This is a genomic window from Frankia sp. BMG5.60 (assembly GCF_059428125.1).
Map to the genome: position 1 here is coordinate 5,103,777 of NZ_CM182091.1, position 24,474 is coordinate 5,128,250.

A 24,474-nucleotide genomic window follows, 5' to 3' on the forward strand; every position below is an offset into this window, starting at 1 on the left:
GCCCGGCTGCCGGCTACGGCCGATGCGCTCGCTCGACGGCGGCCGGGTCTGCGGCGGCCGGGTCGGTGGGGGACCGGTCCGTGGCGGCCCAGGCGAGGGCGATGTCCGCCGCGACGGCGACGTTGTTCCGCACGGCGTTGATGTTGACCTCAAGGCTCGCTCCGCCGGTCTCCCGGTGGAAGGTCTCCAGGAGGAACGGGGTGACGGCCTTGCCTCGGATGCCGCGTTCCTCGGCCCAGGCCAGGGCGTCGGCCAGCACCCGGTCGTGCAGGGCCGGGTCGAGGGCCTGGTCGGTGGGCAACGGGTTGGCCACGACGATCGCCGAGGTGAGGCCCAGCATGTCCGCCGCGGTCATCGTCGCGGCGACCTGACCGGCGTCGCCGACCCGCCAGTCCAGGTCGTAGGTGGTGTGCGGCAGGTAGAAGCCGGGGAAGGTCGACGTCCGGTAGCCGACGACGGTGATGCCCAACGTCTCGAGCCGTTCGAGGGTCGCGCCGATGTCGAGGATCGACTTGACTCCGGCACTCACGACGGTGATCGGTGTGGCCGCGAGGGTCACCAGGTCGGCGGATTCGTCGAAGCTGTCCCCGGCACCGCGGTGCACTCCGCCGAGACCGCCGGTGGCGAACAGCCGAATCCCCACGCGGGCCGCGAGCAGGGCGGTGGACGCCACCGTCGTCGCCCCGGTCCACCCCGTCGCGCAGGCGACCGGCAGGTCGCGCACGGACAGCTTGACGACGTCGGCGTCGTCGGCGATGCGGCGCAGATCCGGCTCGTCCAGACCGACCCGGGGCACGCCGTCGACCACCGCGATCGTCGCGGGGGTCACTCCCCGTTCGCGCGCCAGCTCCTCCAGCTCCACGGCGACCTCGCGGTTGCGGGGCCGGGGTAGCCCATGCGCGATCAACGTCGACTCCAGCGCGACCACCGGCGCCCCGGCAGCCATGGCGTCCCGCACGGTTGCCGAGACGACGATGTTCGATCTGCCCGCCATGCGCCGACCCTACGTCCCGACGCCCCCGCCCGATCGGCGTCTCATGGCACTACCTGCGGCGCACCACCCGGCTCACTGCCCGCGGGTCCGCTCGGCCTGAAAGCGCAGCGGCACGCTGTACAGCGTCGCGAACCGCTCGACCGAGCCGAAGACGTTCTTCGCCCAGTCGCTGTACTTGGCGAGGTACCCCGGGTTCTGATCCGCGGGCGAGGCATCCGGGTCGGTGGTGAGCACGCCGGTGAGCACGACGAAGTCGCCGCCGCGGCCGTCGTCATCGAGGTGCAGGGAGCTGCGGGGATTCGTCTGGATCCGGCTCAGTCGCCGGGCGGTGGGTTCGCTGTAGAGCTGGGCGCTGTCGGTGGCGAAGTCCCACAGAAACCAGATCGGCGCCGGCTGCGGGGTGCCGGACCGGTCGGTCGACGTCAGCCAGGCGATCCGGTCCTCGCCCAGCCGCCGAGCGACCTTCGCCCCGAACGCGGTGTCGGGGTCGGGAAGTACGGACATCGTAGGCTCCCACCCTCGGCGCGGACTCGCCGGTGCGCGGCGATCGACCACTGCATACCGTAACCCCCCAGCGGGTTCACGTAACCAGGGCGCCACCAGTCCGGGCGGCGCCGCAGAGTGCGTCCGCGCGCCCGGACCCGGCGGCGGCCCGTGCCGGCCGCCTCCCTTACAGCGCCTTGGCGGGCGGCTTGACCGCGGCGGAGACGATCAGCCCGGAGCCGCCGGGCACGGCGTCGACCAGCACGTCGTCGCCGTCGCGGACCTGCCCCGCGAGCAGTTCCCGGGCGAGCTGGTCGCCGATCGCCGTCTGGACGAGGCGCCGCAGCGGCCGCGCCCCGAACACCGGGTCGTAACCGACGTCGGACAGCCACCCCTTGGCGGTGTCGGTGACCTCGAGGCCGATGCGCCGCTCCTGCAGCCGCGCCCGCAGCCGGTCGAGCTGGAGATCGACGATGTGGGTCAGCTCCTGCCGGCCGAGCTGGTCGAAGACGAGGACGTCGTCGAGCCGGTTGAGGAACTCCGGCTTGAAGGCGTCCCGCACCGCGACCATCACCGATTCGCGCCGCACCTGCGGGCTCAGGGTCGGATCGGCGATGAACTGTGAGCCCAGGTTCGAGGTCAGGATGAGGATCGCGTTGCGGAAGTCGACCGTGCGCCCCTGACCGTCGGTCAGCCGCCCGTCGTCGAGGACCTGCAGCAGCACGTCGAAGACGTCGGGGTGGGCCTTCTCGACCTCGTCGAGCAGGATGACGCTGTAGGGCCGCCGGCGGATCGCCTCGGTGAGCTGGCCGCCGGACTCGAACCCGATGTAACCGGGCGGAGCGCCGATCAGTCGGGCGACCGAGTGCTTCTCGGCGTACTCGCTCATGTCGATGCGCACGACTGCCCGCTCGTCGTCGAACAGGAAGTCGGCCAGCGCCTTCGCGAGCTCGGTCTTGCCGACGCCGGTCGGGCCGAGGAAGAGGAACGAACCGGTGGGCCGATCGGGGTCGGCGATGCCGGCCCGGGCCCGGCGCACCGCGTCGGACACCGCCCGCACCGCCTCGTCCTGGCCGATCACCCGGGTGTGCAGCTCGGACTCCATCCGCAGCAGCTTCGCCGTCTCGCCCTCGAGCAGTCGGCCGGCGGGGATGCCCGTCCAGGCGCCGACGACCTCGGCGACGTCGTCCGGGCCGACCTCCTCGTTGAGCATCGCCCCGCCGGGGGAGTCCGCAGGGGCCAGCGCGTCGGTGGCGTCGGTCAGCCGCCGTTCCAACGTCGGGATCGTGCCGTAGCGCAGCTCACCGGCCTTTGCCAGATCGAGGTCACGCTCAGCGAGCTCCGCGGCCCGCCGTGCGTTCTCCAGCTCCTCCTTGATCTTCTGGACCTCGGAGATCGAGTCCTTCTCCCGATGCCAGCGCGCCGTGAGGCTCGACAGCTCCTCGCGCCGGTCCGCCAGCTCGCGTTGCAACCGCCCGCGCCGCTCTCGGGAGGCGTCGTCGTTCTCCTTCGACAGCGCCATGTCCTCGATCTCCAGCCGGCGCACGGCTCGCTCGAGCTCGTCGATCGCGACCGGGCGACTGTCGATCTCCATCCGCAACCGGGACGCGGCCTCGTCCATGAGGTCGATCGCCTTGTCCGGCAGGAAGCGGGCGGTGACGTAGCGGTCGGACAGCGTCGCCGCGGCGACCAGCGCCGCATCCGTGATGCGCACCCCGTGGTGCACTTCGTAGCGTTCCTTGAGGCCGCGCAGGATGCCGATGGTGTCCTCGACGGTCGGCTCGCCCACGAGGACCGGCTGGAAGCGCCGCTCCAGCGCCGGGTCCTTCTCGATCCGGGTGCGGTACTCGTCCAGCGTGGTCGCGCCGATCATGCGCAGCTCGCCGCGGGCGAGCATGGGCTTGAGCATGTTGCCCGCGTCCATCGCACCCTCGGCGCCGCCGGCGCCGACCACCGTGTGCAGCTCGTCGATGAACGTGATGATCTGCCCCTCGGCCTCGCGGATCTCGTTGAGGACCGAGGTCAGCCGCTCCTCGAACTCGCCGCGCAGCTTGGAACCCGCGACCATCGAGCCCAGGTCGAGCGAGACGATCCGCCGGCCGCGCAGCGACTCCGGCACGTCGCCCGCCACGACCCGCAGGGCGAGGCCCTCGACGATCGCGGTCTTGCCGACACCGGGCTCGCCGATGAGGACCGGGTTGTTCTTGGTCCGCCGGGACAGCACCTGGATCACCCGACGGATCTCCGCGTCCCGGCCGATCACCGGGTCGAGCTTGCCCTGCTGGGCCCGCTCGGTGAGGTCGATCGAGTACTTCTCCAGCGCGCGGTAGGCACCCTCGGGGTCGCGGCTGGTCACTCGCCGGGCACCGCCGCGGACCTTGTCGAAGGCGCCGCGCAACGCGTCCGGACTCGCGCCGGCGGAGGTCAGGATGCGGCCGGCCTCGCCGCCCTCCTCGGCGAGCGCGACGACGAGGTGCTCGACCGAGGTGTACTCGTCGCCCAGGCGACCCGCCTGCCGCTCGGCGTTGTCGAGCACGGCGAGGAGCTGGCGGGACAGTTGAGGCGCCGAGACGCTCATCCCGGTGGCTCTGGGCAGCCGGGACACGGCGGCCTCGGCCTTCCCCCGGACCGCGTCGACGGAGGTACCGGCCGAGGACAGCAGCGCCGCACCGACCCCGTCGGGAGCCTCGAGTAGGGCGGTGAGCAGGTGGAGGGGGTCGACGAGCGGTGACCCGTCGCCGGTGGCTCGACTGATCGCCGCGGAGAGAGCCTCCTGCGAGCGGGCGGTGAGGCGTTCAGCGTTCATGGCGGATCCCGGTGTGGTCAGGGGCGTGCAGTGTCATCGGTTCCAACGCTCAGCATACCTGAGTCGTTCCCGCTCAACCTTGATTCGGGTTTCGTGTTCCCGGGAAGGCGAAAAGGGGCTCCTCGTGGCCCGTTCCTGGACCGGGAGAAGCCCCTGAGGGTCGGTTGCGGCGGGCCGGCCGGCGCCCTTGCCGGCCGGGCGGTCAACGGCGGGGAAGTGGCCGCCATACCACGATCGCCCCACGGTCGACCGGGACGAGATCGCGCCGGTGGCTGGCGTGCGCCTCGGCCACCTTCCGCTCCGCGTCGACGCGTGCCCGGGCGAGCTCCTCGGAGAGTTGGCGGACCTGCGCCTGCAGCGCCATCACCTGAGCGCTGAGGTGCAGGATCTGCCGGATGCCCTCGAGGTTGACGCCCTCCTCCTGGGACAGGCGCTGGACCTCCCGCAACAGGGCGACGTCTCGGGCGGAGTAACGCCGCCCCCGCCCCGCGGTGCGGCCCGGGGTGACCAGCCCGAGCCGGTCGTAGGACCGCAGGGTCTGCGGGTGCATGCCGGCGAGCTGCGCCGCGATCGAGATGACGTAGACCGGCGCGTCCTCGTCGTGGGCGGGGCCGGGCAGCGGACCGGTCGGGTAGTACCCCTCCGGCCGAACCTCGGTGGCCGAGGCCATCGGGTCCGGCGGCGGCCGGTCCTCCGACCGCCGTGCCGGGGACGTCCGCGCGCGCGGCCCAGCCGGCGGGTCGGATGTGCGATTCGGACGCGCGGTCATCCCTCAGCCTCCATCCGTTCCATCAGCGGTGCCCGTGGGTCGTCGGGATGGGCCTGAGCGAACTCGAGCAACGCCGTGCGTGCCCGCGGGGAGAGATCGGCCGGCTTGGGCACGGTCACCTCCAACGTCACGATGAGGTCGCCGTGTCCGCCGCCCGCCGCCGGGACGCCTCGCCCACGGGCCCGCAACCGCCGTCCGCTGGAGGTACCGGCCGGCACCTTCATCGTGAGCGGCGCGCCGTCGAGGGTCGGTACCCGGACCGACGCGCCCAGGGCCGCCTCGGTGATCGTGACGGGGAGCGTGATGGTCAGGTTGTTGCCCTCCCGGTCGAAGACCGGGTGACGCAGCACGTGGACCGTCACCTCCAGGTCACCCGCCGGGCCGCCGCGTTCCCCGGGCGTGCCGCGGCCGCGCACCCGCAGCCGCTGGCCGTCGCTGACGCCCGGTGGGATGCGGATGCGCTGCTCGCGTTCGCGACGACCGGAGCCCCGACAGTCCGGACAGGGATGATCGATCAGCGTGCCCTTGCCCAGGCAGTCGCGGCAGGGCTCGGACAGCGCGAATCCCCCCTGGGAACGGGAGACCACACCCAGCCCGCGGCAGGTCGGACAGGTCCGTGGGGTGGTCCCCGGCCGAGCCCCGCTGCCCTCGCAGGTGGTGCAGGTCGCGGCGCCGGGCAGGCGGACCGAAGCCTCCAGCCCGGTCAGCGACTTCTCGAACGGGATGGTGACCTCGGCCTCGATGTCACCGCCCCGGCGCGGCCCGCGGCCCGGCGACGACCGCTGGAACATGTCGAAGAAACCGCCGAGACCGCCGCCCGACCCGCCGAGGAGATCCTCGAAGTTGACGTTCGGGCCGCCGCCGTAACCCCCGCCGGGCGCGCCGAAACCGCCGTAGCCGCCGGCCCGCCCACCCCCGGGGCCGCCCGCCCGGCCGCCGGCCGCAAACAGCGCCCGGGCCTCGTCGTACTCCCGCCGACGACTCTCGTCGGAGAGGACGTCGTAGGCCTCGGACACCTCCTTGAAGCGCGCCTCGGCCTTCGCGTCGCCGGGGTTCTTGTCCGGATGCAGCTCCCGGGCAAGCTTTCGGTACGCCTTCTTGATGTCGGCCGCCGAGGCGTCCTTGGGAACGCCGAGAGCGGCGTAATAGTCCTTCTCGACCATGTCGCGAACACTCACGGCGCCCCTCCTTTCCTCGTCGTGTCAGTCGGCGCTGACAGTGGGCCCGCCGTTGTCCGGGCCGGGGATGCTGCCGGTGTCGTCCGGGATGGGGCTCGGCCGCTCCGCCGCCTGCGCGTCCGGTAGCCCGGACCCGCCGCGCGCCGCCTCGCTGGCTTCCGGCTCCGCCTCGGCCGGCGCCGCCACTTCGCCCGTGGGCTCCGCGACCGACACCTGCGCGGGGCGCAGGACCCGACCCGCGTGCAGGTAGCCGGCCCGGAAGACGTCCACACAGGTCGGGCCGGTCACGTCAGCCCGATAGGAGTGCATGAGCGCCTCGTGGACGGACGGGTCGAACTCGTCGCCCGGCGAGCCGTAGCGCTCCAGGCCAACGGCCTCCAACGTCGCCTCGAGGGCCTCTGCGATGGCCTTGAAGGGGCCTTCGAGATCCCCGTGGTCGCGGGCGCGGCCGATGTCGTCGAGTGTCGACAGCAGGCTGGCGAGCACCTTGGCGGTCGCCTGCTCGCCGATCTGCTGGCGGTCCCGCTCGACCCGCCGGCGGTAGTTGTCGAACTCCGCCTTCAGCCGCTGCAGGTCCGCCGTGCGCTCGGCGATCTGCTGCTGCAGGGATGCGACGAGCTCGCCGTCGGCCTCCTGGCCGAGGGCCTCGGCGGGAGCGGTGCCCGCCACCCCGCCGGGCGTGGCGGCGGTATCCGCCCGCACCTCACCGCTCTCCGGGTCGATCCGCCGCCGGTCGCGTACGACCACGCGAGGCTCCTCCTCGTCTCGACTGCCCGACCTGCTCGCACCCCACCAGTCACCAGATTGACCGGAGGTCACTTCTTGTCCTCCTCGTCCACGATCTCGGCGTCGACGACGTCGTCGTCGGTCGGTCCGCCGGAGCCGGGGGCACCCGCGCCCTCCTGGGCGGCCTGCTCGTACATGGCCTGCCCCATCGCCTGGCTCGCGGCGGCCAGCGCGTCGGCGGCCTCGCGGATCGCCGCCGTGTCGGTGCCGGCGACGGCGCCACGCAGGGTGCCGAGCTTCTCCTCCACGTCGGACTTCACCGCAGCGTCGATCTTCTCGCCGTTCTCGGCCAGGAACCGCTCGGTGGAGTAGACGAGGGTCTCCGCCTTGTTGCGGGTCTCGGCCTCCTCGCGGCGGTTACGGTCCTCCTCGGCGTACTGCTCCGCGTCGCGGACCATCCGATCGATGTCATCGCGCGGCAGGGCGGACCCACCGGTGATCGTCATCGACTGTTCCTTGCCCGTGCCGAGGTCCTTGGCGGACACGTGCACGATGCCGTTCGCGTCGATGTCGAAGGTCACCTCGATCTGCGGCAGGCCGCGCGGGGCCGGCGGGAGGCCGGTCAGCTCGAACATGCCGAGCTTCTTGTTGTACGCGGCCATCTCGCGCTCACCCTGGAACACCTGGATCTGCACGGAGGGCTGGCTGTCCTCGGCGGTGGTGAAGATCTCCGAGCGCTTGGTGGGAATCGTGGTGTTGCGCTCGATGAGCTTCGTCATGATTCCCCCCTTCGTCTCGATCCCGAGCGACAGCGGGGTGACGTCGAGCAGCAGAACGTCCTTGACCTCGCCCTTGAGCACGCCGGCCTGCAGCGAGGCGCCGACGGCGACGACCTCGTCCGGGTTGACGCCCTTGTTCGGCTCCTTGCCGCCGGTGAGCTCGCGGACCAGGTCGACGACGGCGGGCATCCGGGTGGAACCACCGACGAGAACGACGTGGTCGATGTCGCTGACCTTGATGCCCGCGTCCTTCACCGCCTGCTGGAAGGGGTGCTTGCAGCGGTCGATGAGGTCGGACGTCATCCGCTGGAACTCGGCACGCGTCAGCGACACGTCGAGGTGCAGCGGGCCCTCCGCCGAGGCGGTGATGTAGGGCAGGTTGATCGACGTCTGGCTGGACTGGGAGAGCTCGATCTTCGCCTTCTCGGCGGCCTCCCGCAGCCGCTGCAGGGCCATCTTGTCCTTGCCGAGATCAACCCCGTGCTGACCGTTGAAGGTCTTGATCAGGTGATCGGTGATCCGCTGGTCCCAGTCGTCACCGCCGAGGTGGGTGTCGCCGGAGGTGGACTTCACCTCGACGACACCGTCGCCGATCTCCAGCAGCGAGACGTCGAAGGTGCCGCCACCGAGGTCGAAGACCAGGATGGTCTGTTCCTTCTCGCCCTTGTCCAGCCCGTAGGCGAGGGCCGCCGCGGTCGGCTCGTTGACGATCCGCAGGACGTTGAGGCCCGCGATCGTGCCGGCCTCCGTGGTGGCCTGCCGCTGGGCGTCGTCGAAGTAGGCCGGAACGGTGATGACCGCATCCGCGACGGTCTCGCCGAGGTAGGACTCGGCGTCCCGCTTGAGCTTCTGCAGGATGAAGGCGCTGATCTCCTGCGGAGTCAGGTCCTTCGCGTCGACCTTCATCTTCCAGTCGGTGCCCATGTGGCGCTTGACCGACCGGATGGTGCGCTCGACGTTCGTGACCGCCTGCCGCTTCGCGACCTCGCCGACCAGGACCTCGCCGTTCTTCGCGAAGGCCACGACCGACGGGGTCGTGCGAGAGCCCTCGGCGTTCGCGATCACCGTGGGTTCGCCGCCCTCGAGCACGCTCACGACGGAGTTCGTGGTGCCGAGGTCGATGCCGACCGCTCGTGCCATGTCTGTGTGCCTCTCGATCCATGTCGGCGCGCGGACGGTGCGTGCGAGCCGACCTCGTGGGGTGAACCTCTCGGTGGACCGGTTCTCCGAGGTCACCCGGAGAAGTGCGGTCCTGCCAACGCTAGGGCGTATCAGGAGGTTGAGCCTTGCTGACTCATGATGACGGCTCCCAGCATAACCCGGCAGAGGTGAGTCTGCCAGACTCAACTTTGCCGACCGGGGTGGAATTCCCACGGAGGCGGTCCGGGCGGGAGGCGCCGATCGGTGATGCGGCCGGTCGTGTCCGGCCCTCCGGCGACTGGCGGGCGCGGGTGAGTGGCGCCGCCCGGGGTAGCCCGGCCGGGCGGCGCGGGAACCTCCCGACCGCTGGCGCCGGGGTGCTGCGGGCATGCCAGAGACCCGACGCCGCCCGCCGGGTCAGAGACCGGCGGGCGGCGTCGGGTGCGGAAATCGTGGCGGGCGGTGCCCGGTCAGGAGTCGGCGGGCGGCTGCGGCTTTGCCTCTCCGGACGGGGAGCCGTCCGGCGGGTCGCCCACGCTGCCCGCGGCGCCGTTGCGGGGTGGCGCGGCGGCTGCCCGCGGCGGCCGCACGGCGGCCAGGATGCGGCCCCGGCGGGCGCCCGCCCGTGGCCGGGCGCCCCCGCCACCCGGAGCGGCCAGGCCGATCGAGGTCACCGGGCCGGCGTCGGCGTCGGGCGGGTCGTCTTCGGCGAGATCTGCGGCCTCGGCCGGCGCCTCGCGGCCCGGGACGGCCAGCGGCATCCCGGTCCGCTCGCTGAGGTCGGCCTGCCGGCCCAGGTCGGCCTCGATCTGGGCGAGCCGGTCGAGCATGTCGCTGGCGTCGCCGTCGCGCTCGCGGATGGTGCGCAGCGCGTCCATCAGGGTCAGCCACTGGTCGCGGTCGACGGTGACCTGGTCGGCCAGCCGGTTGGCCGAGAAGGCCGGGAACAGCCGCTCCGATGCGGCGATGATCTGCCGTACCTCGCCCGGGTTGAGGCGGCCGGGCTTCTTCCGGATGAAGTTGGCGACGTCCTTGATGTTGATGATCGTCACACCGTCGAGGGCGCCGTCGCTCCACAGCACGTTGGCCTCGACCATCACCAGGATCGGGTTGACCGGAATCTTGAGCATCGGCAGCGCGGCCCGAACCTGGCTGCGGACCTCGCCACCCAGCCAGGAGGCCCGGTCGATCACCGGCTTGAGCGACTCGCCGTCGCAGATCGCCCCGCCCTTGGTGTAGCGCACGGTCCCCTTGCTGTTGTCGCTGCCGATCACCATCACCCCACCGGGACCGATCACGAGGTGGCCGATGGTCGCCTCGGAGTACGGCACGGAGCGGTCGTGGAGGATGATGTAGCCCTGCCTACGCAGCCGGGCGATGGCCCGGGCGGTCCTGCGCTCGGCCTCGGCGCCCTCCCGCAGCGACTCGATGTCCGGCGCGGTGCCGTACGCGGCGATGATGATGCCGGCCGGCCAGGCCAGGAAGACCAGGAAGAACACCGCGATCGCGATGCCGGGCTGCCCGACCCCGAAGCCGATGACCAGGGCGAGGACGAAGCCGACCACCGCCGCCCGCGCCGCGATGCGGGGGACCTGCCGCGTCAGCCGGTCCCGTCGGACCAGTGCCTGGTTCTCCCGGGCCCGCTGGTACTCCGTCTGCAGGGACTGCCCGGGACGGCCGACTCGGGTCATCGTCGGCCGGGTGATCGTTGCCATCGTGCCCACCATGGTCGCAGGGGTCGTCAACGTCGGTAGCGGCCCGTCCGCCGGGAACGCCGGGCATCGTCGCGACAGCGCTGGCACCGAGCCCACGCATGCCTGGGGGATGCATGCACCGCGGGACACACGATCGCCCGGTCCACCGTGGGCGAAAGGCCGTCCCTATGGTGCGTCGAAGATCCCTGCAGCACAAGGGTTGACATCATCGACTCGGGTGCCTTCGCAGCGCGGACGTGGGCGGGACGTGGTCGGACGTGGCGGGACGGTGCTGGCGCCGCGCCCGCCGCCGGCCGCCCGCCGACGCCGGCGCGGGTGCGCGGATGCGTGACGGCGCGGTAGTCGCGACGGTGCGAGGCGTTGCGCGTCGGTTGGGCATCTGCCACTGAAAGTAGCAGTCCAGAGCACCCGGCGCGGGTGATCGGGCCTTCGGACCCCCTATATCGGGCCGCTCGGACCACGTCGTGGCAGGGTCGGGTGGTGGGCGGGCTCGCCGCCGGCTGAAGAGGTCAACGCCGTCCGCAACCGGATCGCGAAGACGACCTTGGCCGGTGGATGGGACGGGGCTCGTCGAACGGGTGGTGCGAGTCACTCGTCCCATTTGTTACTGGCCGGTACGAGTAGGCTCACCCGCGATGGTGGGTGCCAGATGGAGGATGCTGTGAGAATTGCGATCGGTGGAGCGATCACGCTGATCGCTCTCGCGGTAGCCGGACGCCGGGTGTTCTGGCTGTTCCGGCTGATCAGGTCGGGACAGCCGGCGCAGGGCCGGCTGGACGACCTGCCGAAGCGCATCTGGACGGAGATCAGCGAGGTCGGCGGTCAGCGGAAGCTGTTGAAGTGGTCGGTGCCGGGCATCGCGCACTTCTTCACCTTCTGGGGCTTCACAATCCTGCTGCTGACCGTCATCGAGGCCTATGGCGGTCTTTTCGACGACGACTTCCACATTCCGGGGTTCGGCCACTGGGCGGCCATCGGCTTTCTGGAGGACTTCTTCTCCGTAGCGGTGCTCGCCGGGCTGGCTGCGTTCACGATCATCCGGATCAAGAACGCGCCCGCCCGGCTGGAGCGCAAGTCGCGCTTCTACGGTTCGCACACCGGGCCGGCGTGGGTCATCCTCGGCCTGATCACGGCCGTCGTCGTGACCCTGCTGATCTACCGTGGCGCCCAGTACAACACCGGGAACCTGCCGCAGGGCCAGACCAAGTGGGCCTTCGCCTCCTACGTCGTCAGCCGGATCTTCTCGGGCCTCTCGCACGACGTGAACGAGGACATCGAGACGGCCTTCCTGCTGCTCAACATCGCGGTCATCATGGGCTTCTCCGTGCTGGTGGTGTACTCCAAGCACCTGCACATCGGCCTGGCCCCGATCAACGTCGTGCTCAAGCGCGAGCCGGTGGCCCTCGGCCCGCTCGGCAGCACCCCCGACATCGAGAAGCTGATGGAGGAGGACGAGCCGCTCGTCGGCGTCGGCAAGGTCGAGGACTTCACCTGGAAGGCGATGCTCGACTTCGCCACCTGCACCGAGTGCGGGCGCTGCCAGAGCCAGTGCCCCGCCTGGAACACCGGCAAGCCGCTGTCGCCGAAGCTGCTGATCATGGACCTGCGTGATCACCTGTTCGCCAAGGCCCCCTACCTGCTGTCGACGAAGGGCGAGGCCGAGGGCGAGGAGGCGTCGAAGGCGGTCACCGGGGTCTCCGAGGACGCCCACGCCCACCACGGCGTGCCCGAGTCCGGCTTCGGCCGGGTGCCCGAGCCCGGCCAGCCGCAGGTGGACCGGCCGCTCGTCGGGACCGCCGAGGAGGGCGGGGTCATCGACCCCGACGTGCTGTGGTCGTGCACCAACTGCGGTGCCTGCGTCGAGCAGTGCCCGGTGGACATCGAGCACGTCGACCACATCGTCGACATGCGCCGCTACCAGGTGATGATCGAGTCGGCGTTCCCGTCCGAGGCCGGCGTCATGCTGCGCAACCTGGAGAACAACGGCAACCCCTGGGGCGTGTCGCCGCGGACCCGCACCGAGTGGACCGAGGGCCTGCCCTTCGAGGTGCGGATCATCGGGGACGGCGAGCAGATTCCCGAGGACGTCGAGTACCTCTACTGGGTCGGCTGCGCCGGCGCCATCGAGGACCGGGCGAAGAAGGTCGCGCGGGCCTTCGCCGAGCTGCTGCACACCGCGGGCGTCGAGTTCGCGATCCTCGGCACCAACGAGTCCTGCACCGGTGACCCGGCCCGCCGGCTCGGCAACGAGTACCTGTACCAGGAGATGGCCAAGGCGAACATCGAGCTGCTGAACTCCACGGGCGTCAAGAAGATCGTCGCGACCTGCCCGCACTGCTTCAACAGCCTCGCCCGGGAGTACTCCTCGCTCGGCGGCGAGTACGAGGTCGTCCACCACACCCAGCTACTCGGCAAGCTCGTCGAGGAGCGCAAGCTGGTGCCGATCACCCCGATCGACTCGTCGGTCACCTACCACGACCCGTGCTTCCTCGGCCGGCACAACAAGGTCTACACCCCGCCGCGGGAGATCCTGGAGGCCATCCCCGGCATTCGGGGCCAGGAGATGCACCGCTGCAAGGACCGCGGGTTCTGCTGCGGCGCCGGCGGCGCGCGGATGTGGATGGAGGAGAAGATCGGCAAGCGGGTCAACGTCGACCGGATGGAGGAGGCCCTCGGTCTCGACCCGGACGTCGTGTCCACCGCGTGCCCGTTCTGCATCGTGATGCTGACCGACGCCGTCACCGAGAAGAAGCTCGCGGGTGAGGCGAAGGAGAGCGTCGAGGTGCTCGACGTCTCCCAGCTCCTGGCCCGCTCGCTGGCCCCGGCGGCGCCGGCCACGACCCCCGCCGAGCCCGTCGGCTGACCTGCGCCAGCCCCGCCGCGACCCGGGACCCTCGCCACCCGCGAGGGTCCCGGGTCGTTGCCCTTTCGGCGGCGGATCAGGCGGGCGGGAGCTCGCCGTTCGGGACGTGGGCGCGGGTGAAGTCGCGGTAGGCGCGTGACGGCGTCGGACCGCGCTGGCCCTGGTACCGGGAGCCGTAGACGGCCGAGCCGTAGGAGTGCTCGGCCGGTGAGGTCAGCCGGAACAGGCAGAGTTGGCCGATCTTCATGCCCGGCCAGAGCTTGATCGGCAGCGTCGCGACGTTCGACAGCTCCAGGGTGACGTGCCCGGAGAAGCCGGGATCGATGAAGCCGGCCGTCGAGTGCGTGAGCAGCCCGAGCCGGCCCAGGCTCGACTTCCCCTCCAGCCGGCCCGCCAGGTCGTCCGGCAGGGTGACGACCTCCAGCGTCGAGCCGAGCACGAACTCGCCCGGGTGCAGCACGAACGGCTCGTCGCCCTCCGGCGCGATGAGTTCGGTGAGATCCTCCTGCTCGACCGACGGGTCGATGTGGCTGTACCGGTGGTTGGCGAAGACCCGGAACCAGCGGTCCAGCCTCAGATCGATGCTGGACGGCTGGATCAGGGCGGGGTCGTGGGGGTCGAGACGGATCCGGCCCGCGGCGATCTCGGTCCGGATGTCCCGGTCGGACAGCAGCACGCCGTGGACGTTAGAGCATGCGCGGTCGATCTTCATCGCCCGTCCGACCGGTCGCCGTCGGCCGAACCCTCGGCCGAGGGTTTGGCCGAGGGAGTGAGACGTAGCGTGACAGGGGTAGGTAGAGCCGTGTCCGCTCGGGAACGCCCGGTCGGAACGGGGCGTCCCGGCGGAAAGGCGGGGAACGCGGACACAGGCGGGAGAAGCATGTTCGGGCTACCCGATCACATTCAGGCGTGCCTGTTCGATCTCGACGGGGTGCTGACCGATACCGCGTCGGTACACGCGGCCGCGTGGAAGGAGATGTTCGACGACTTTCTGGAGAACTGGGCCAGTCGGTCCGGTGAACCGTTCGTCCCGTTCGACCTCGGCGGGGACTACGGCGAATACGTCGACGGCCGGCCCCGGGTCGACGGGGTGCGCGCCTTCCTCGCCGCCCGCCACATCCGGCTGCCCGAGGGGACCGCGGACGACCCGCCGTCCGCGCTGACCGTGAACGCCCTGTCCAACCGCAAGAACATCCTGCTCCTGAAGCGGATCAGGGCCGACGGCGTCAAGGTCTACCCGGGCTCGCGGACCTATCTGGAGGAGCTGGCGAGGAGCGGGATCCCCCGGGCCGTGGTCTCCTCCAGCGCCAACTGCGTGGAGGTGCTGCGATCGACCGGCCTCGACGCCTTGGTCGACGAGGTGGTCGACGGCGTGGTCGCGGCCCGGGACCACCTGGCCGGCAAGCCGGCGCCGGACACCTTCCTCGCCGGCGCCAGGTTGCTCGGCGTGCCGCCGGAGCGGGCGGCGGTGTTCGAGGACGCCCTGGCCGGCGTCGAGGCCGGCCGGGCCGGGGGCTTCGGCTACGTGGTCGGCGTCGACCGGGTGGGGCAGGGGCACGCCGAGCAGTTGCGCAAGCACGGCGCCGACGTCGTCGTCGAGGACCTGGCCGATCTGCTCGCGCCGTCCGCGCCGTCCGCGCCGTCCGCCCCCGGGCGCGGCCCAGCATGATCGACAAGGCGTCCTACCTGATCGAGCCGTGGGCGATCCGGGAATCCGGCGTCGACCTCTACGATCTGGGCCGGTCCGAATCGTTGTTCGCTTTGTCCAACGGCCACATCGGGCTGCGCGGAAACCTCGACGAGGGTGATCCCCACGGCCTGCCCGGCTCCTACCTGAACTCCGTGCACGAACTGCGCCCATTGCCATACGCCGAGGCCGGGTACGGATATCCCGAATCCGGGCAGACGGTCATCAACGTCACCGATGGCAAGATCATCCGGTTGCTGGTGGATGACGAGCCGTTCGACATCCGGTACGGCGAACTGCGGTCGCATCAGCGGATGATCGATTTTCGGGAGGGCGTGCTCACCCGCGACGTGGAATGGGTCTCACCGGCCGGCCAGACGATCCGGGTGCACTCCGAGCGGCTGGTGTCGTTCTCCCAACGGTCCATCGCCGCCTTCTACTACGAGGTCGAGGCGGTCGGCGCTCCTGCCCGGGTCGTCATCCAGTCGGAGCTGGTCGCCAACGAGCAGCTACCGACCTGGCGCGGCGACCCGCGGGCCGCCGCCGTGCTGGAGACGCCGCTGATCTCCGAGCGTCACCGTGCCGACGGGACCAAGGTCGAGACCGTCCACATCACCCGGCACAGCGAGATCCGGGTCGCCGCCGCCATGGATCACTACTTCGAGGGCCCGGACTCGCTGGGCATCTCGTCGGAGAGCGAGCCCGACGCTGGTCGGGTCACCGCGACGGTCGTGCTGCTGCCCGGCCAGAAGCTGCGGATGGTCAAGTGGCTCGCGTACGGCTGGTCCGAGCAGCGGTCCCTGCCGGCGCTGCGCGACCAGGCCGTGGCCGCGCTCGTCGCCGCCCGCCAGACCGGCTGGGGCGGCCTGGTGCGCGAGCAGAAGGAGTACCTCGACGCGTTCTGGGCGCGCGCCGACGTCGAGGTCGACGGCGACCCGGAGGTCCAGCAGGCCGTCCGGTTCGCGCTGTTCCACGTCCTGCAGTCGGCCGCCCGGGCGGAGCGCCGCGCCATTCCGGCGAAGGGCCTGACCGGTCCGGGCTACGACGGGCACGCCTTCTGGGACTCCGAGACCTACGTGCTGCCGGTGCTGACCTACACCGCCCCCGACGCCGCGGGCGACGCGCTGCGCTGGCGGCATGCGACCCTGCCGCTGGCCCGGGAGCGGGCCGACCTGCTCGACCTCGCGGGCGCCGCCTTTCCCTGGCGCACCATCCACGGCGAGGAGTGCTCCGGGTACTGGCCGGCGGGGACGGCGGCGTTCCACGTCAACGCCGACATCGCCGACGCGGTCGCCCGCTACGTCAACGTCACCGAGGACGAGCGGTTCGAGCGCGAGGTCGGCCTGGAGATCCTGGTCGAGACGGCGCGCCTGTGGCGCTCGCTGGGCCACCACGACCTCGACGGCCGGTTTCGCATCGACGGCGTCACCGGCCCGGACGAGTACTCGGCGATCGCAGACAACAACGTCTACACGAACCTGATGGCGCAGCGGAACCTCATCGCCGCCGCGGACGCCGCCCGCCGGCATCCCGACCGCGCCGCCGAGCTCGGCGTGGACGCCGAGGTGACGGCCTCCTGGCGGGACGCGGCCGAGGACATGTTCATTCCCTACGACCCCCATCTCGGGGTCCACCCGCAGTCCGAGGGATTCACCGAGCACCAGGTGTGGGACTTCGAGCACACCACGGCCGATCAGTACCCCCTGCTGCTGCACTTCCCCTACTTCGACCTCTACCGCAAGCAGGTCGTCAAGCAGGCGGACCTCGTGCTCGCGATGCAGCGCTGCGGCGACGCGTTCACCATGGACGAGAAGATCCGCAACTTCGCCTACTACGAGGCGCTGACCGTCCGGGACTCGTCGCTGTCGGCCTGCTGCCAGGCGGTGATGGCCGCCGAGTGCGGCCACCTCTCCCTCGCCCACGACTACCTGCGCGAGGCCGCGCTGATGGACCTGCGAGACATCGAGCACAACACCGGCGACGGCCTGCACATGGCCTCGCTCGCGGGAAGCTGGATCGCCCTCGTGGAGGGTTTCGGCGGCCTGCGCGACGGCGGCGAGGTCATCGCCTTCTCTCCCCGCCTGCCCGAGGGCCTGACCAGGCTCGCCTTCAGCCTGTGCGTGCGCGGGCGCCACCTGCGGGTGGAGGTGTCCGACGCGACGGCCGCCTACACCGTCTCCGAGGGGCCGGCGATAACCCTGCTCCACCACGGCCAGACGGTGCGGGTCCAGCCGGGCGAGCCGGTGAGCCTCGACGTGCCGCCCGCCCCCGTGCTGGATCGCCCCAGGCAGCCCCCCGGCCGCGAGCCGCTGCGCTTCCTGCGCCCGCCCGGCGAGGGCGGCCCGGCCAACCCCGGCGCCGGCTCCAGCGCGGGCGGCGCCGCCAGCGTCGGCGGCGGCCACGGCGGCCACGGCGGCCACGGTGGCGTCGGTGGTCACGGCGGCGTCGGCGGCCACACCGGTGGTCGCGGCGGTTCCGGGAGTACCGCCGGCGCGGTCCCCTCCGCCACCGGCAGCACCGTGGACGGCTGACCGCCGACGCGCCGCCGGCGACCCGACCGGGGTGCAGGGGAAGCCGGCGGCGGGGGGCGGAGACGCGGGGCCTTCCCATGCTCCCGCGCCGCCGCCCCGCCCTGCCCCGCCGGCCCCTCCATCCGGTACGATGCGGATGCACCACGCGGGCGTAGTTCAGAGGCAGAACACGAGCTTCCCAAGCTTGCAACGCGGGTTCGATTCCCGTCGCCCGCTCCGTCACGGAGCCGCAGGTCAGGGTCAACCCCTGATCAGGGATCCTTTCTGTTGGGTTATGGCGCCGCACCTCTGGACCATCCACCGGCCACTACGTCTGTGTGAAGGTCCTCGGCGTGCACTCTTCGGGCCAGCCGGGTCATCAGCGGTGCAGTTGCGGGGCGATGGAGGCAGGGAGACGTCGTGGCGCCATCGATCAATCTTCGAAGGTCATCGACGTAACGGTGCACGCCGATACACCCCGCAACCCACCAGCTCGCACGCGCAGGATCGAACGAGTAGCCAAGAGGACAGGGCATCTCGCGATTTCTGCTGGGAGTTACATACGTATCTGGAGCGCCGGCCGGCCCGCTCGAGCCTTGGAATCTGACCTCATCTCATTGAAAGCACACTGATGCGGGGTGGCATTTGAGGTCGCGGTGGCAGGGCTTTTTATAGGGCATTCCGTGCACTGGTTCATGGTGGAGCTACTCTGGATTCGCGCGGCCGGGTGCCGGACTGCGGACAGGCGGCGTCCGGCCGGGTTCTGGGGATGAACCGAGGCGGGGACTGGTCGGGGTGGTTTTGCGCGGGCCGGTGGAGAGCTGTGGCGTGCCGCATGTGGGACGGACGTCCGACCAGGCGTCGGGGCGGTTTGTCGTGGTGGGGGCGTTCGTGCTCGACTGCCTGGTCAGCACGCCGCGGCTGCCGGGGTGGGGGCAGGATGTGCGGGCCGAGGCGATGCGGACCACCCCGGGTGGGAAGGCGCTCAACCAGGCGGTGACCCTGGCCCGGCTCGGTGCGCGGGTGGCCGCGGTGGGGGCGGTCGGAACGGACGTGGTGGGCGCGGCCGTCCGGGCGGCGCTGGTCGGCGAGGGCGTGGACGTGTCGGCGATGGCCGCGGTCCCGCAGGTGCCGACGCCCGTCTGCGTCGTCCACATCCGGGACGACGGCGAGAAGGCGGTTGTCTGGCGGGTCCCCGAGGCGTTGGCCGTCACCGGCGACCAGGTCCACGCCGCGGTGGCGACGGACGGCCCGGTCGACGCGGCGCTGGTGACGTTCGAGTTCGCCGAACGGGCCGCGGACCTCGTCACCGCCGCCGCCAAGGCCGCCACGCGGGTCGTCGTCAACCCGGCGCCGGCGCCGGCCGACCCGGCGGCCCTCGGGGCCGTGCCGTGGGAGCAGGTCGACGTTCTCGTCCCCAACGAGGCCGAGGCCCGCGCGCTGCTCGCCGGGCGACCTGCCGCCCGCGGGCCCGCCGGCCGGCTCGCCGAAGCCGTCGCCGGGATGCTCGGCGTCCCGACCGTCTGCGTCACCCTTGGCGAACGAGGATGTGTGCTGCGGACCGGCGGCGCGACGACCGTCCACCCCGCGGTCGCGGCGAAGGTGATCGACACGACCGGGGCCAGCGACGCCTTCACGGCCATGCTCGCCGCCCGCCTGGTCGCGGGCGACGACCCGGCCACCGCCGTCCACCATGCGCAGGCCGCCGCGGCGCTCACGGTGAGCCGGGTCGGCGCCTACGAGGCGCTTCCCACCGCCGCCGAGCTCCGCGAGCTGGTCTTCGGCCTACGGGACCGGTCGGGGTAGGGCCGGCCCGTCCAGGTCGCCGTCGGGTTCAGGGTGGGCGGACGGGGAGCTGGGCGCCGGGCGCGGTCTGGGCAGGTGGAGGGGATACAGCGGCCGGAGGGGGCGCGGCGGGCCTCGTCGCCCGCCGGCCGGCGGCGCCGCGGCCGCCGTGGCGAACTGGGCGATGCCACGGCGGTAGGCGTCCTCCTTGCGGCGGGCGATCGTCGCCGGGTCGATCTCGGCGACGCCGAGCCGGCCCCGGGCGCCGCAGGCGGCGGCGCGCGCGGGGTCGAGCAGGAACGGGGCGAGCGCGGTGGCCAACGCCTCGGCGTCGTCGGGCGGGACCGCGGTCCCGGACCCCCAGCGCTCGACGAACGGTGCCACGCCGGTCCGGGTCGTGGTGACCACCGGCCGCCCGGCCGCCATCGCCTCGACGGCGGCGATCGAGAAGCTCTCGAAGCGGCTGGGCACGGCGACGGCCCGTGCCCGGCGGTAGAGGTCGTGGAGCTCGCCGGCCGACAGATGGCCGGGGAACTCGACGCGCAGGCCGAGCTCCCGGGCGCGCCGGGCGAGCCAGGCGCCGGCGGGGGCACCGCCGATCGTCCCGGCGGGGCGCCCGGCGAGCACCAGCCGGTGGGCGATGCCCGCGCGGTTGAGCCGCGCGGACGCGTCGAGCAGGACGTCCACCCCCTTGTACGCCTCCAGGCGGCCGACCGCCGCGACCGTCGGCGCCGTGCCGGCGACGTCCGGGACGTCGAGCCAGGGGTGAGCGTCGAACGGGTTCGGGATCACCTCCACGGTGCGTCGTCCCAGCCAGCCCCGTTCGCGCAGGGTGTCGACGAGTAGCTGTGACGGTGAGGTCACCACGGCGGCGCGATCGGCGGAGATCTGGTCGAGCCGGTCGGCGAGCCGGCCCTTGCACCCGAGGGGCTGGCCGGCGAGCTGGACGGTGAGCATGGTCGGGCAGTGCAAGTGGATGGCGATCGGGCGGGTGCGGTACAGCGCCTGGAGCAGGCCGCGGGTCTCCCCGTCCTGCGTCTCGATCACGTCGGGGTGCAGGCCGAGGCGGCGCATCCAGAAGCTGTAGGACAACGGCAGGCTGACCCGCAGCGTGATCGAGTCCCGCGGGTACAGCGGCCCGCGCAGCCGCGCCCCGACCGGGCCCAGCCCGCGGGTGACCGGAACCCGCAGCAGCGGCCGGCGGTGCACGTGCACCCCGTCCTGCACGGAGTCGACGACCCGGTGACCCTGGGCGCAGAGCACGTGCACCTCGTGCCCCAGCCGCGCGAGCGCGACGGCCAGCGTCGCCGTGTAGCTGCCCGCGCCGTCCCAGACGACCGGCGGGTACTGCTCGCAGAAGAACAGGATGCACAGGGCGCGTAACGATTGGACCGAATCCGCCATGCGTTTCCGTTTCCATCGGTCCGGTCACCGGAGCTTGCGGGAATGATGGGAATACGTTAGCGCGAACCTCGCGGAGCTGCGGGTGATTGTCGTCGTGCGTCCGACGAGTCGCTCTGGATGGTCCGGCGGGTCGTGGTGGGATTGCGTCGCGCGGCGCTGGCGTCGATATTGTCCGGGCAGGTCCGAAACCGTTCGGTGATCGGTCGGGAGGCGGTCTTTCGTCCGAGCTTGCGGGCAAAGGTGGCGCGCTGCCGTTTCCGTGGAGATCGGAGTCGTCCGGCCCTGCCCGGCGGCGCACATGATGGGTTCTGATCGGGACGGCTCGGCCTGGTCGCGGGGCCTGTCGGGCGATCGGAACAGGCGGCGCAGGCGCTCCTGATTGCTGTCGCGGTGGTTTCCTGTTGCGTGGAAACAATTCCGGACGGTCGGATTTTCGAGTGGGAACACGGGGCTACGATTTCGCCGAGGTGCCTGTGATGATTGCCGCGGCGGAGGGCCGGGCGCGGCGGGCCTGCAGGTGCGCGGAACGTCCAGGTCAGCCGATCTGAATGGTCTCGGTCGTGGCGATGGCTGCCATTCTCGTGGGCGATGGGCCGACGCCGTGGTGCCCCGTGCCGACCCAGTTCTTCCGGGTGACGCGACGGGCGGCCGACCCGGGGCGGGACGGTGTTCGTCGCGCCGCGAAGGTCGACGGGTCGTGGCGGGACAGCGGCGGCCGGCGGGGTCGCGGGTGCCCGCGGCGGGCGTCGTGGGCGTGGCGGGTGACAGGGGGTTGGCCGACGTGGTCCTGAGGGGCTTGCGGTCCGCGGTGTGCCGGCACCATCCGGCTACATCCGTCGTTGCGTAGGAGTGACGAAACGGAACGAAACAACGATACGTCCGTCCGTGCAACTCCGATACGACATCCAGGTCATCGGACTCCGGCGTGGGACGCGCCGCATGCGCCGGGAGTGACCGGATCGGTGCGGGGAACAGAACATCCGCGAGAACTGCACCGAACGTGTCGCCGGTCGCGGGTCCGGGGCGTCGAGCGGATCGTCAGCGCCTCGGGCCGGAGGTAGCGTTGCCCTTTTCGCGCCGCCGACGGCCATCCCCACGCCGGCCCGGCGGATCCGCGTGCCTCGGTGAGCTGGGCCCCGGGCGGACCGGGGCCGTCGAGACTGTGAGGGAGGGCGTCGATGTGCCACCTGTTCGCGATGAGTAGTGGCCCGAAGCGGATCAAGGCCACGTTCTGGCTGCTGGACGCGCCCGACAGCCCACGCGCGGCCATCCTGCGGACGCCGGACGGCGCCGGCCTCGGCGCCTTCGACGCGGACGGCGTCCCGCAGGTGGTGAGGCAGGCGATCCGCAGCCGTGCGGACACGGCGTTCGCCCGGGAGGCGCAGGACGTCACCTCGTCGACCTTCGTCGCGCACGTACGGCACGCCTCCACCGGCCGGGCCAGCGACGCCAACACGCACCCGTTCGTCCGCGACGATCGGATCTTCGCCCACAACGGGGTTATCGAGGGCCTGGGCAAGCTGGACGCGGAACTCGGCACCGCCGGGCTGCCGGTGCTTGGCGATACCGACTCCGAGCGATTCTTCGCGCTGGTCACCCGGGAGATCGACGCCCACGACGGCGACGTCGGCGAGGGCATCGCCGCGGCGGCGCGCTGGGCGGCGCAGAATCTTCCCCTCTACTCGATCAACATGATTCTCATCACCGCCGGGGAGCTGTGGGCGCTGCGCTATCCGGACACCAATGGCCTGTACGTGCTGCAGCGCTCCGCCGGCGGGCGCAACGGCCGCCATCTCGACCACGCCAGCCCCTTCAGTGAGATCCGGGTCCGTTCCCTCGACCTGCTCGACGAGCCGGCGGTGGTGGTCGAGAGCGAGCGGATGGACGAGGATCCGCGCTGGCGGCTGATGGCCAGCGGCGAGTTGCTCCATGTCGCGGCCGATCTCACCGTGACCTCGCGGATCGTGCTCGACGGTCCGCCCGTCCATCAGCTTTCCCTGGAGGACCTGCGGCCCGAGGCCGCCGTGTCGCAGACCACCTCGGTCCCCGATCTGCCGGCGTCCGCCTGACCCGGCCGGCGTCCCCGCAAGGTTCGGCGAAACCTGCGGACATAGGGGGCGTGCGCACGGGGTAGCAATGCTGCAGGGGCAATGATGCGGACAGTCGCAGTTCCCTGGGCGGAAGGGGCTCGTCGTGGTACTTGAAGTCGGCAGGATCGGGCTGTGGGCAGCCCAGCGGCAGTGGCCGACGGACGTCCGGTCGCGGGCGGAGGTCGCCGCCGAGGTGGCGGCGATGGGTATCCCGACGTTGTGGATCGGTGCCGCCAGCGGGGACCTGGAGCTCCCCGCCGCCATCCTGGATGGCACCGATGGGCTCGTGGTCGGCACGAGCATCCTGAATATCTGGACCGAGAAGGCGGACATCGTCGCCGATCACTACGCGATGCTCGCCAAGGCTCATCCCGACCGGCTGCTGCTCGGATTCGGCGTCGGGCACCGAGGTCCGGTGGAGAAGCTGACCGGCCGCCGCTGGGAGCGGCCGGTCAAGGTCCTTCTCGACTATCTCGACACGCTGGACGAGCTCGGGGTACCCCGATCCGACCAGGCGCTGGCGGCGCTCGGACCGCGGATGCTGGAGATCGCGGCCCGACGCAGCGCGGGTGCGCTGCCGTACCTGGCCACGCCCGAGCACACCCGGCGGGCGCGGGAGATCATGGGGCCGGACGCGCTGCTCGCCCCCGAGCAGAAGGTCGTGCTCGACAGCGACCCCGACAGCGCCCGCGCGGTGGCCCGCCAGGGCATCGCCTTCTACCTCGGGCTGCCGAACTACGCCAACAACCTGCGCCGGCTCGGCTTCACCGACGCGGACCTGGCCGGATCCGGTTCCGATCGGCTCGTCGACGCCCTGGTCGCCTGGGGTGATCTGGACACCGTCCTCGCCCGGATCGCCGAACACCACCAGGCGGGCGCGGACCACGTCGCCGTGCAGGTCCTGACCCCGACGCCCGCTCAGCTCCCGCTCGCACAGTGGGGACGGCTCGCCGGCGCGATCAACACCCTCGCGTCACCCTGACCGGGGGAACCCCATGCGGTAGTCTCTCGACAACCGATCCATTCGCCTGCCCTGTGTCTGCGGCCGAGTCACGGAGAGTGACGCATGCCCGCAGATGCTTCAGGCGCCCCGTCTCCGGACGCCGATGAACGCGAGTCCGACCAGCGCGTCTCCGAGCATGACGACGTCGCCGCTGTCCCTGCCGCCCGCGAGGGCGAACCGGCGCCATCGCTGATCGCGGCCGCGGACGCCGCATCGGCGGCGGGCGCGGTGGACACCGGGTCTGAGCTGGTCGCCAGCCTGATGTCCGGGATCCCCACCGACGAGCAGAACCGCCTGCTCGGAATGATCAACTCGTCGATCGCGGCCGAGCGGTCGGCTGCGATCGACGGGACCGTCCGCCGCCAGGTCGATGTCGGGGTGCGCCGCCGTCGCTCGTCGCACCGCTCGACGGAACCCGACACGCCCGACGCGGCGGACGAACGCGGCGGCGCGCCGGGCGCGGCACATCGACACGCCGGTGAGCCGGCCGCGGACGGGTCTCGCGGCGAGGCGGGCGATGGCTGAGCGGCACCGCATCCCGC

At 71.7% G+C, this 24,474-nt stretch carries 17 protein-coding genes and 1 tRNA gene; 8 read left to right on the forward strand and 10 right to left on the reverse strand.

The window, feature by feature from the left end:
- Positions 1–13: 13 nt before the first annotated feature.
- The 8 genes from AC5R91_RS21000 to AC5R91_RS21035 form a co-directional block, all read right to left on the reverse strand.
- On the reverse strand, positions 14–994 hold the full coding sequence (locus AC5R91_RS21000; RefSeq protein ID WP_495393038.1) for a pseudouridine-5'-phosphate glycosidase: 981 nt from the start codon (positions 992–994) through the stop codon (positions 14–16).
- Positions 995–1,066: 72 nt separating this feature from the next.
- Complete coding sequence (locus AC5R91_RS21005; RefSeq protein ID WP_495393039.1) at positions 1,067–1,498, reverse strand: TIGR03667 family PPOX class F420-dependent oxidoreductase; 432 nt, start codon at positions 1,496–1,498, stop codon at positions 1,067–1,069.
- A gap of 166 nt (positions 1,499–1,664) precedes the next feature.
- Positions 1,665–4,283, reverse strand: coding sequence for an ATP-dependent chaperone ClpB (clpB, locus tag AC5R91_RS21010; RefSeq protein WP_495393040.1), 2,619 nt, complete (start codon positions 4,281–4,283; stop codon positions 1,665–1,667).
- A gap of 202 nt (positions 4,284–4,485) precedes the next feature.
- Entirely contained in the window at positions 4,486–4,953 is a 468-nt protein-coding gene (locus AC5R91_RS21015; protein WP_495393041.1) for a heat shock protein transcriptional repressor HspR, read from the reverse strand.
- A gap of 95 nt (positions 4,954–5,048) precedes the next feature.
- A complete protein-coding gene (gene dnaJ, locus AC5R91_RS21020; RefSeq protein ID WP_495393042.1) occupies positions 5,049–6,230 on the reverse strand; it encodes a molecular chaperone DnaJ in 1,182 nt (393 codons plus the stop codon).
- Positions 6,231–6,254: 24 nt separating this feature from the next.
- Positions 6,255–7,049, reverse strand: coding sequence for a nucleotide exchange factor GrpE (gene grpE, locus AC5R91_RS21025; RefSeq protein WP_495393043.1), 795 nt, complete (start codon positions 7,047–7,049; stop codon positions 6,255–6,257).
- Positions 7,046–8,875, reverse strand: a complete 1,830-nt coding sequence (gene dnaK, locus AC5R91_RS21030; protein ID WP_495393044.1) for a molecular chaperone DnaK — start codon at positions 8,873–8,875, stop codon at positions 7,046–7,048. Before dnaK ends, grpE begins: the two co-directional genes overlap by 4 nt.
- A gap of 470 nt (positions 8,876–9,345) precedes the next feature.
- A complete protein-coding gene (locus AC5R91_RS21035) occupies positions 9,346–10,590 on the reverse strand; it encodes a nuclease-related domain-containing protein (protein ID WP_495393045.1) in 1,245 nt (414 codons plus the stop codon).
- A 661-nt stretch (positions 10,591–11,251) separates the two neighbouring features.
- Here AC5R91_RS21035 and AC5R91_RS21040 point away from each other — a divergent pair.
- Positions 11,252–13,453, forward strand: a complete 2,202-nt coding sequence (locus AC5R91_RS21040; RefSeq protein ID WP_495393046.1) for a (Fe-S)-binding protein — start codon at positions 11,252–11,254, stop codon at positions 13,451–13,453.
- A gap of 76 nt (positions 13,454–13,529) precedes the next feature.
- Here AC5R91_RS21040 and dcd read toward each other — a convergent pair whose 3' ends face one another.
- Positions 13,530–14,129, reverse strand: a complete 600-nt coding sequence (gene dcd / locus AC5R91_RS21045) for a dCTP deaminase (RefSeq protein ID WP_495398021.1) — start codon at positions 14,127–14,129, stop codon at positions 13,530–13,532.
- Between the two features lie 204 nt (positions 14,130–14,333).
- Here dcd and AC5R91_RS21050 point away from each other — a divergent pair, with 204 nt between their 5' ends.
- The 4 genes from AC5R91_RS21050 to AC5R91_RS21065 all read left to right on the forward strand — a co-directional run bounded on the left by AC5R91_RS21050 (position 14,334) and on the right by AC5R91_RS21065 (position 19,456).
- Positions 14,334–15,122: a beta-phosphoglucomutase family hydrolase gene (locus AC5R91_RS21050; RefSeq protein WP_495393047.1), complete on the forward strand. Its 789-nt coding sequence runs from the start codon at positions 14,334–14,336 to the stop codon at positions 15,120–15,122.
- Entirely contained in the window at positions 15,119–17,671 is a 2,553-nt protein-coding gene (locus AC5R91_RS21055) for a glycoside hydrolase family 65 protein (RefSeq protein ID WP_495393048.1), read from the forward strand. The genes AC5R91_RS21050 and AC5R91_RS21055 overlap by 4 nt, the downstream gene beginning before the upstream one ends.
- 145 nt (positions 17,672–17,816) lie before the next feature.
- Positions 17,817–17,887 (forward strand) — tRNA-Gly (locus AC5R91_RS21060).
- A 591-nt stretch (positions 17,888–18,478) separates the two neighbouring features.
- Entirely contained in the window at positions 18,479–19,456 is a 978-nt protein-coding gene (locus tag AC5R91_RS21065) for a carbohydrate kinase family protein (RefSeq protein ID WP_495393049.1), read from the forward strand.
- Here AC5R91_RS21065 and AC5R91_RS21070 read toward each other — a convergent pair.
- Entirely contained in the window at positions 19,436–20,839 is a 1,404-nt protein-coding gene (locus AC5R91_RS21070) for a glycosyltransferase family 4 protein (protein ID WP_495393050.1), read from the reverse strand. The genes AC5R91_RS21065 and AC5R91_RS21070 overlap by 21 nt on opposite strands.
- A gap of 1,178 nt (positions 20,840–22,017) precedes the next feature.
- Here AC5R91_RS21070 and AC5R91_RS21075 point away from each other — a divergent pair.
- The 3 genes from AC5R91_RS21075 to AC5R91_RS21085 all read left to right on the forward strand — a co-directional run bounded on the left by AC5R91_RS21075 (position 22,018) and on the right by AC5R91_RS21085 (position 24,457).
- A complete protein-coding gene (locus AC5R91_RS21075) occupies positions 22,018–22,908 on the forward strand; it encodes a class II glutamine amidotransferase (RefSeq protein WP_495393051.1) in 891 nt (296 codons plus the stop codon).
- A 124-nt stretch (positions 22,909–23,032) separates the two neighbouring features.
- Positions 23,033–23,911 (forward strand): LLM class F420-dependent oxidoreductase, encoded by an 879-nt coding sequence (locus AC5R91_RS21080; protein WP_495393052.1) that lies wholly within the window; start codon positions 23,033–23,035, stop codon positions 23,909–23,911.
- 84 nt (positions 23,912–23,995) lie between these two features.
- Complete coding sequence (locus AC5R91_RS21085) at positions 23,996–24,457, forward strand: hypothetical protein (protein ID WP_495393053.1); 462 nt, start codon at positions 23,996–23,998, stop codon at positions 24,455–24,457.
- Positions 24,458–24,474: the final 17 nt, after the last annotated feature.

Coding starts and splice junctions, on each gene's coding strand:
- AC5R91_RS21000 (WP_495393038.1), bottom strand. CDS start 994: ATGGCGGGCAGATCGAACATCGTCGTCTCGGCAACCGTGCGGGACGCC.
- AC5R91_RS21005 (WP_495393039.1), bottom strand. CDS start 1,498: ATGTCCGTACTTCCCGACCCCGACACCGCGTTCGGGGCGAAGGTCGCT.
- clpB (WP_495393040.1), bottom strand. CDS start 4,283: ATGAACGCTGAACGCCTCACCGCCCGCTCGCAGGAGGCTCTCTCCGCG.
- AC5R91_RS21015 (WP_495393041.1), bottom strand. CDS start 4,953: ATGGCCTCGGCCACCGAGGTTCGGCCGGAGGGGTACTACCCGACCGGT.
- dnaK (WP_495393044.1), bottom strand. CDS start 8,875: ATGGCACGAGCGGTCGGCATCGACCTCGGCACCACGAACTCCGTCGTG.
- AC5R91_RS21035 (WP_495393045.1), bottom strand. CDS start 10,590: ATGGCAACGATCACCCGGCCGACGATGACCCGAGTCGGCCGTCCCGGG.
- AC5R91_RS21050 (WP_495393047.1), top strand. CDS start 14,334: ATGTTCGGGCTACCCGATCACATTCAGGCGTGCCTGTTCGATCTCGAC.
- AC5R91_RS21055 (WP_495393048.1), top strand. CDS start 15,119: ATGATCGACAAGGCGTCCTACCTGATCGAGCCGTGGGCGATCCGGGAA.
- AC5R91_RS21070 (WP_495393050.1), bottom strand. CDS start 20,839: ATGGCGGATTCGGTCCAATCGTTACGCGCCCTGTGCATCCTGTTCTTC.
- AC5R91_RS21075 (WP_495393051.1), top strand. CDS start 22,018: ATGTGCCACCTGTTCGCGATGAGTAGTGGCCCGAAGCGGATCAAGGCC.
- AC5R91_RS21085 (WP_495393053.1), top strand. CDS start 23,996: ATGCCCGCAGATGCTTCAGGCGCCCCGTCTCCGGACGCCGATGAACGC.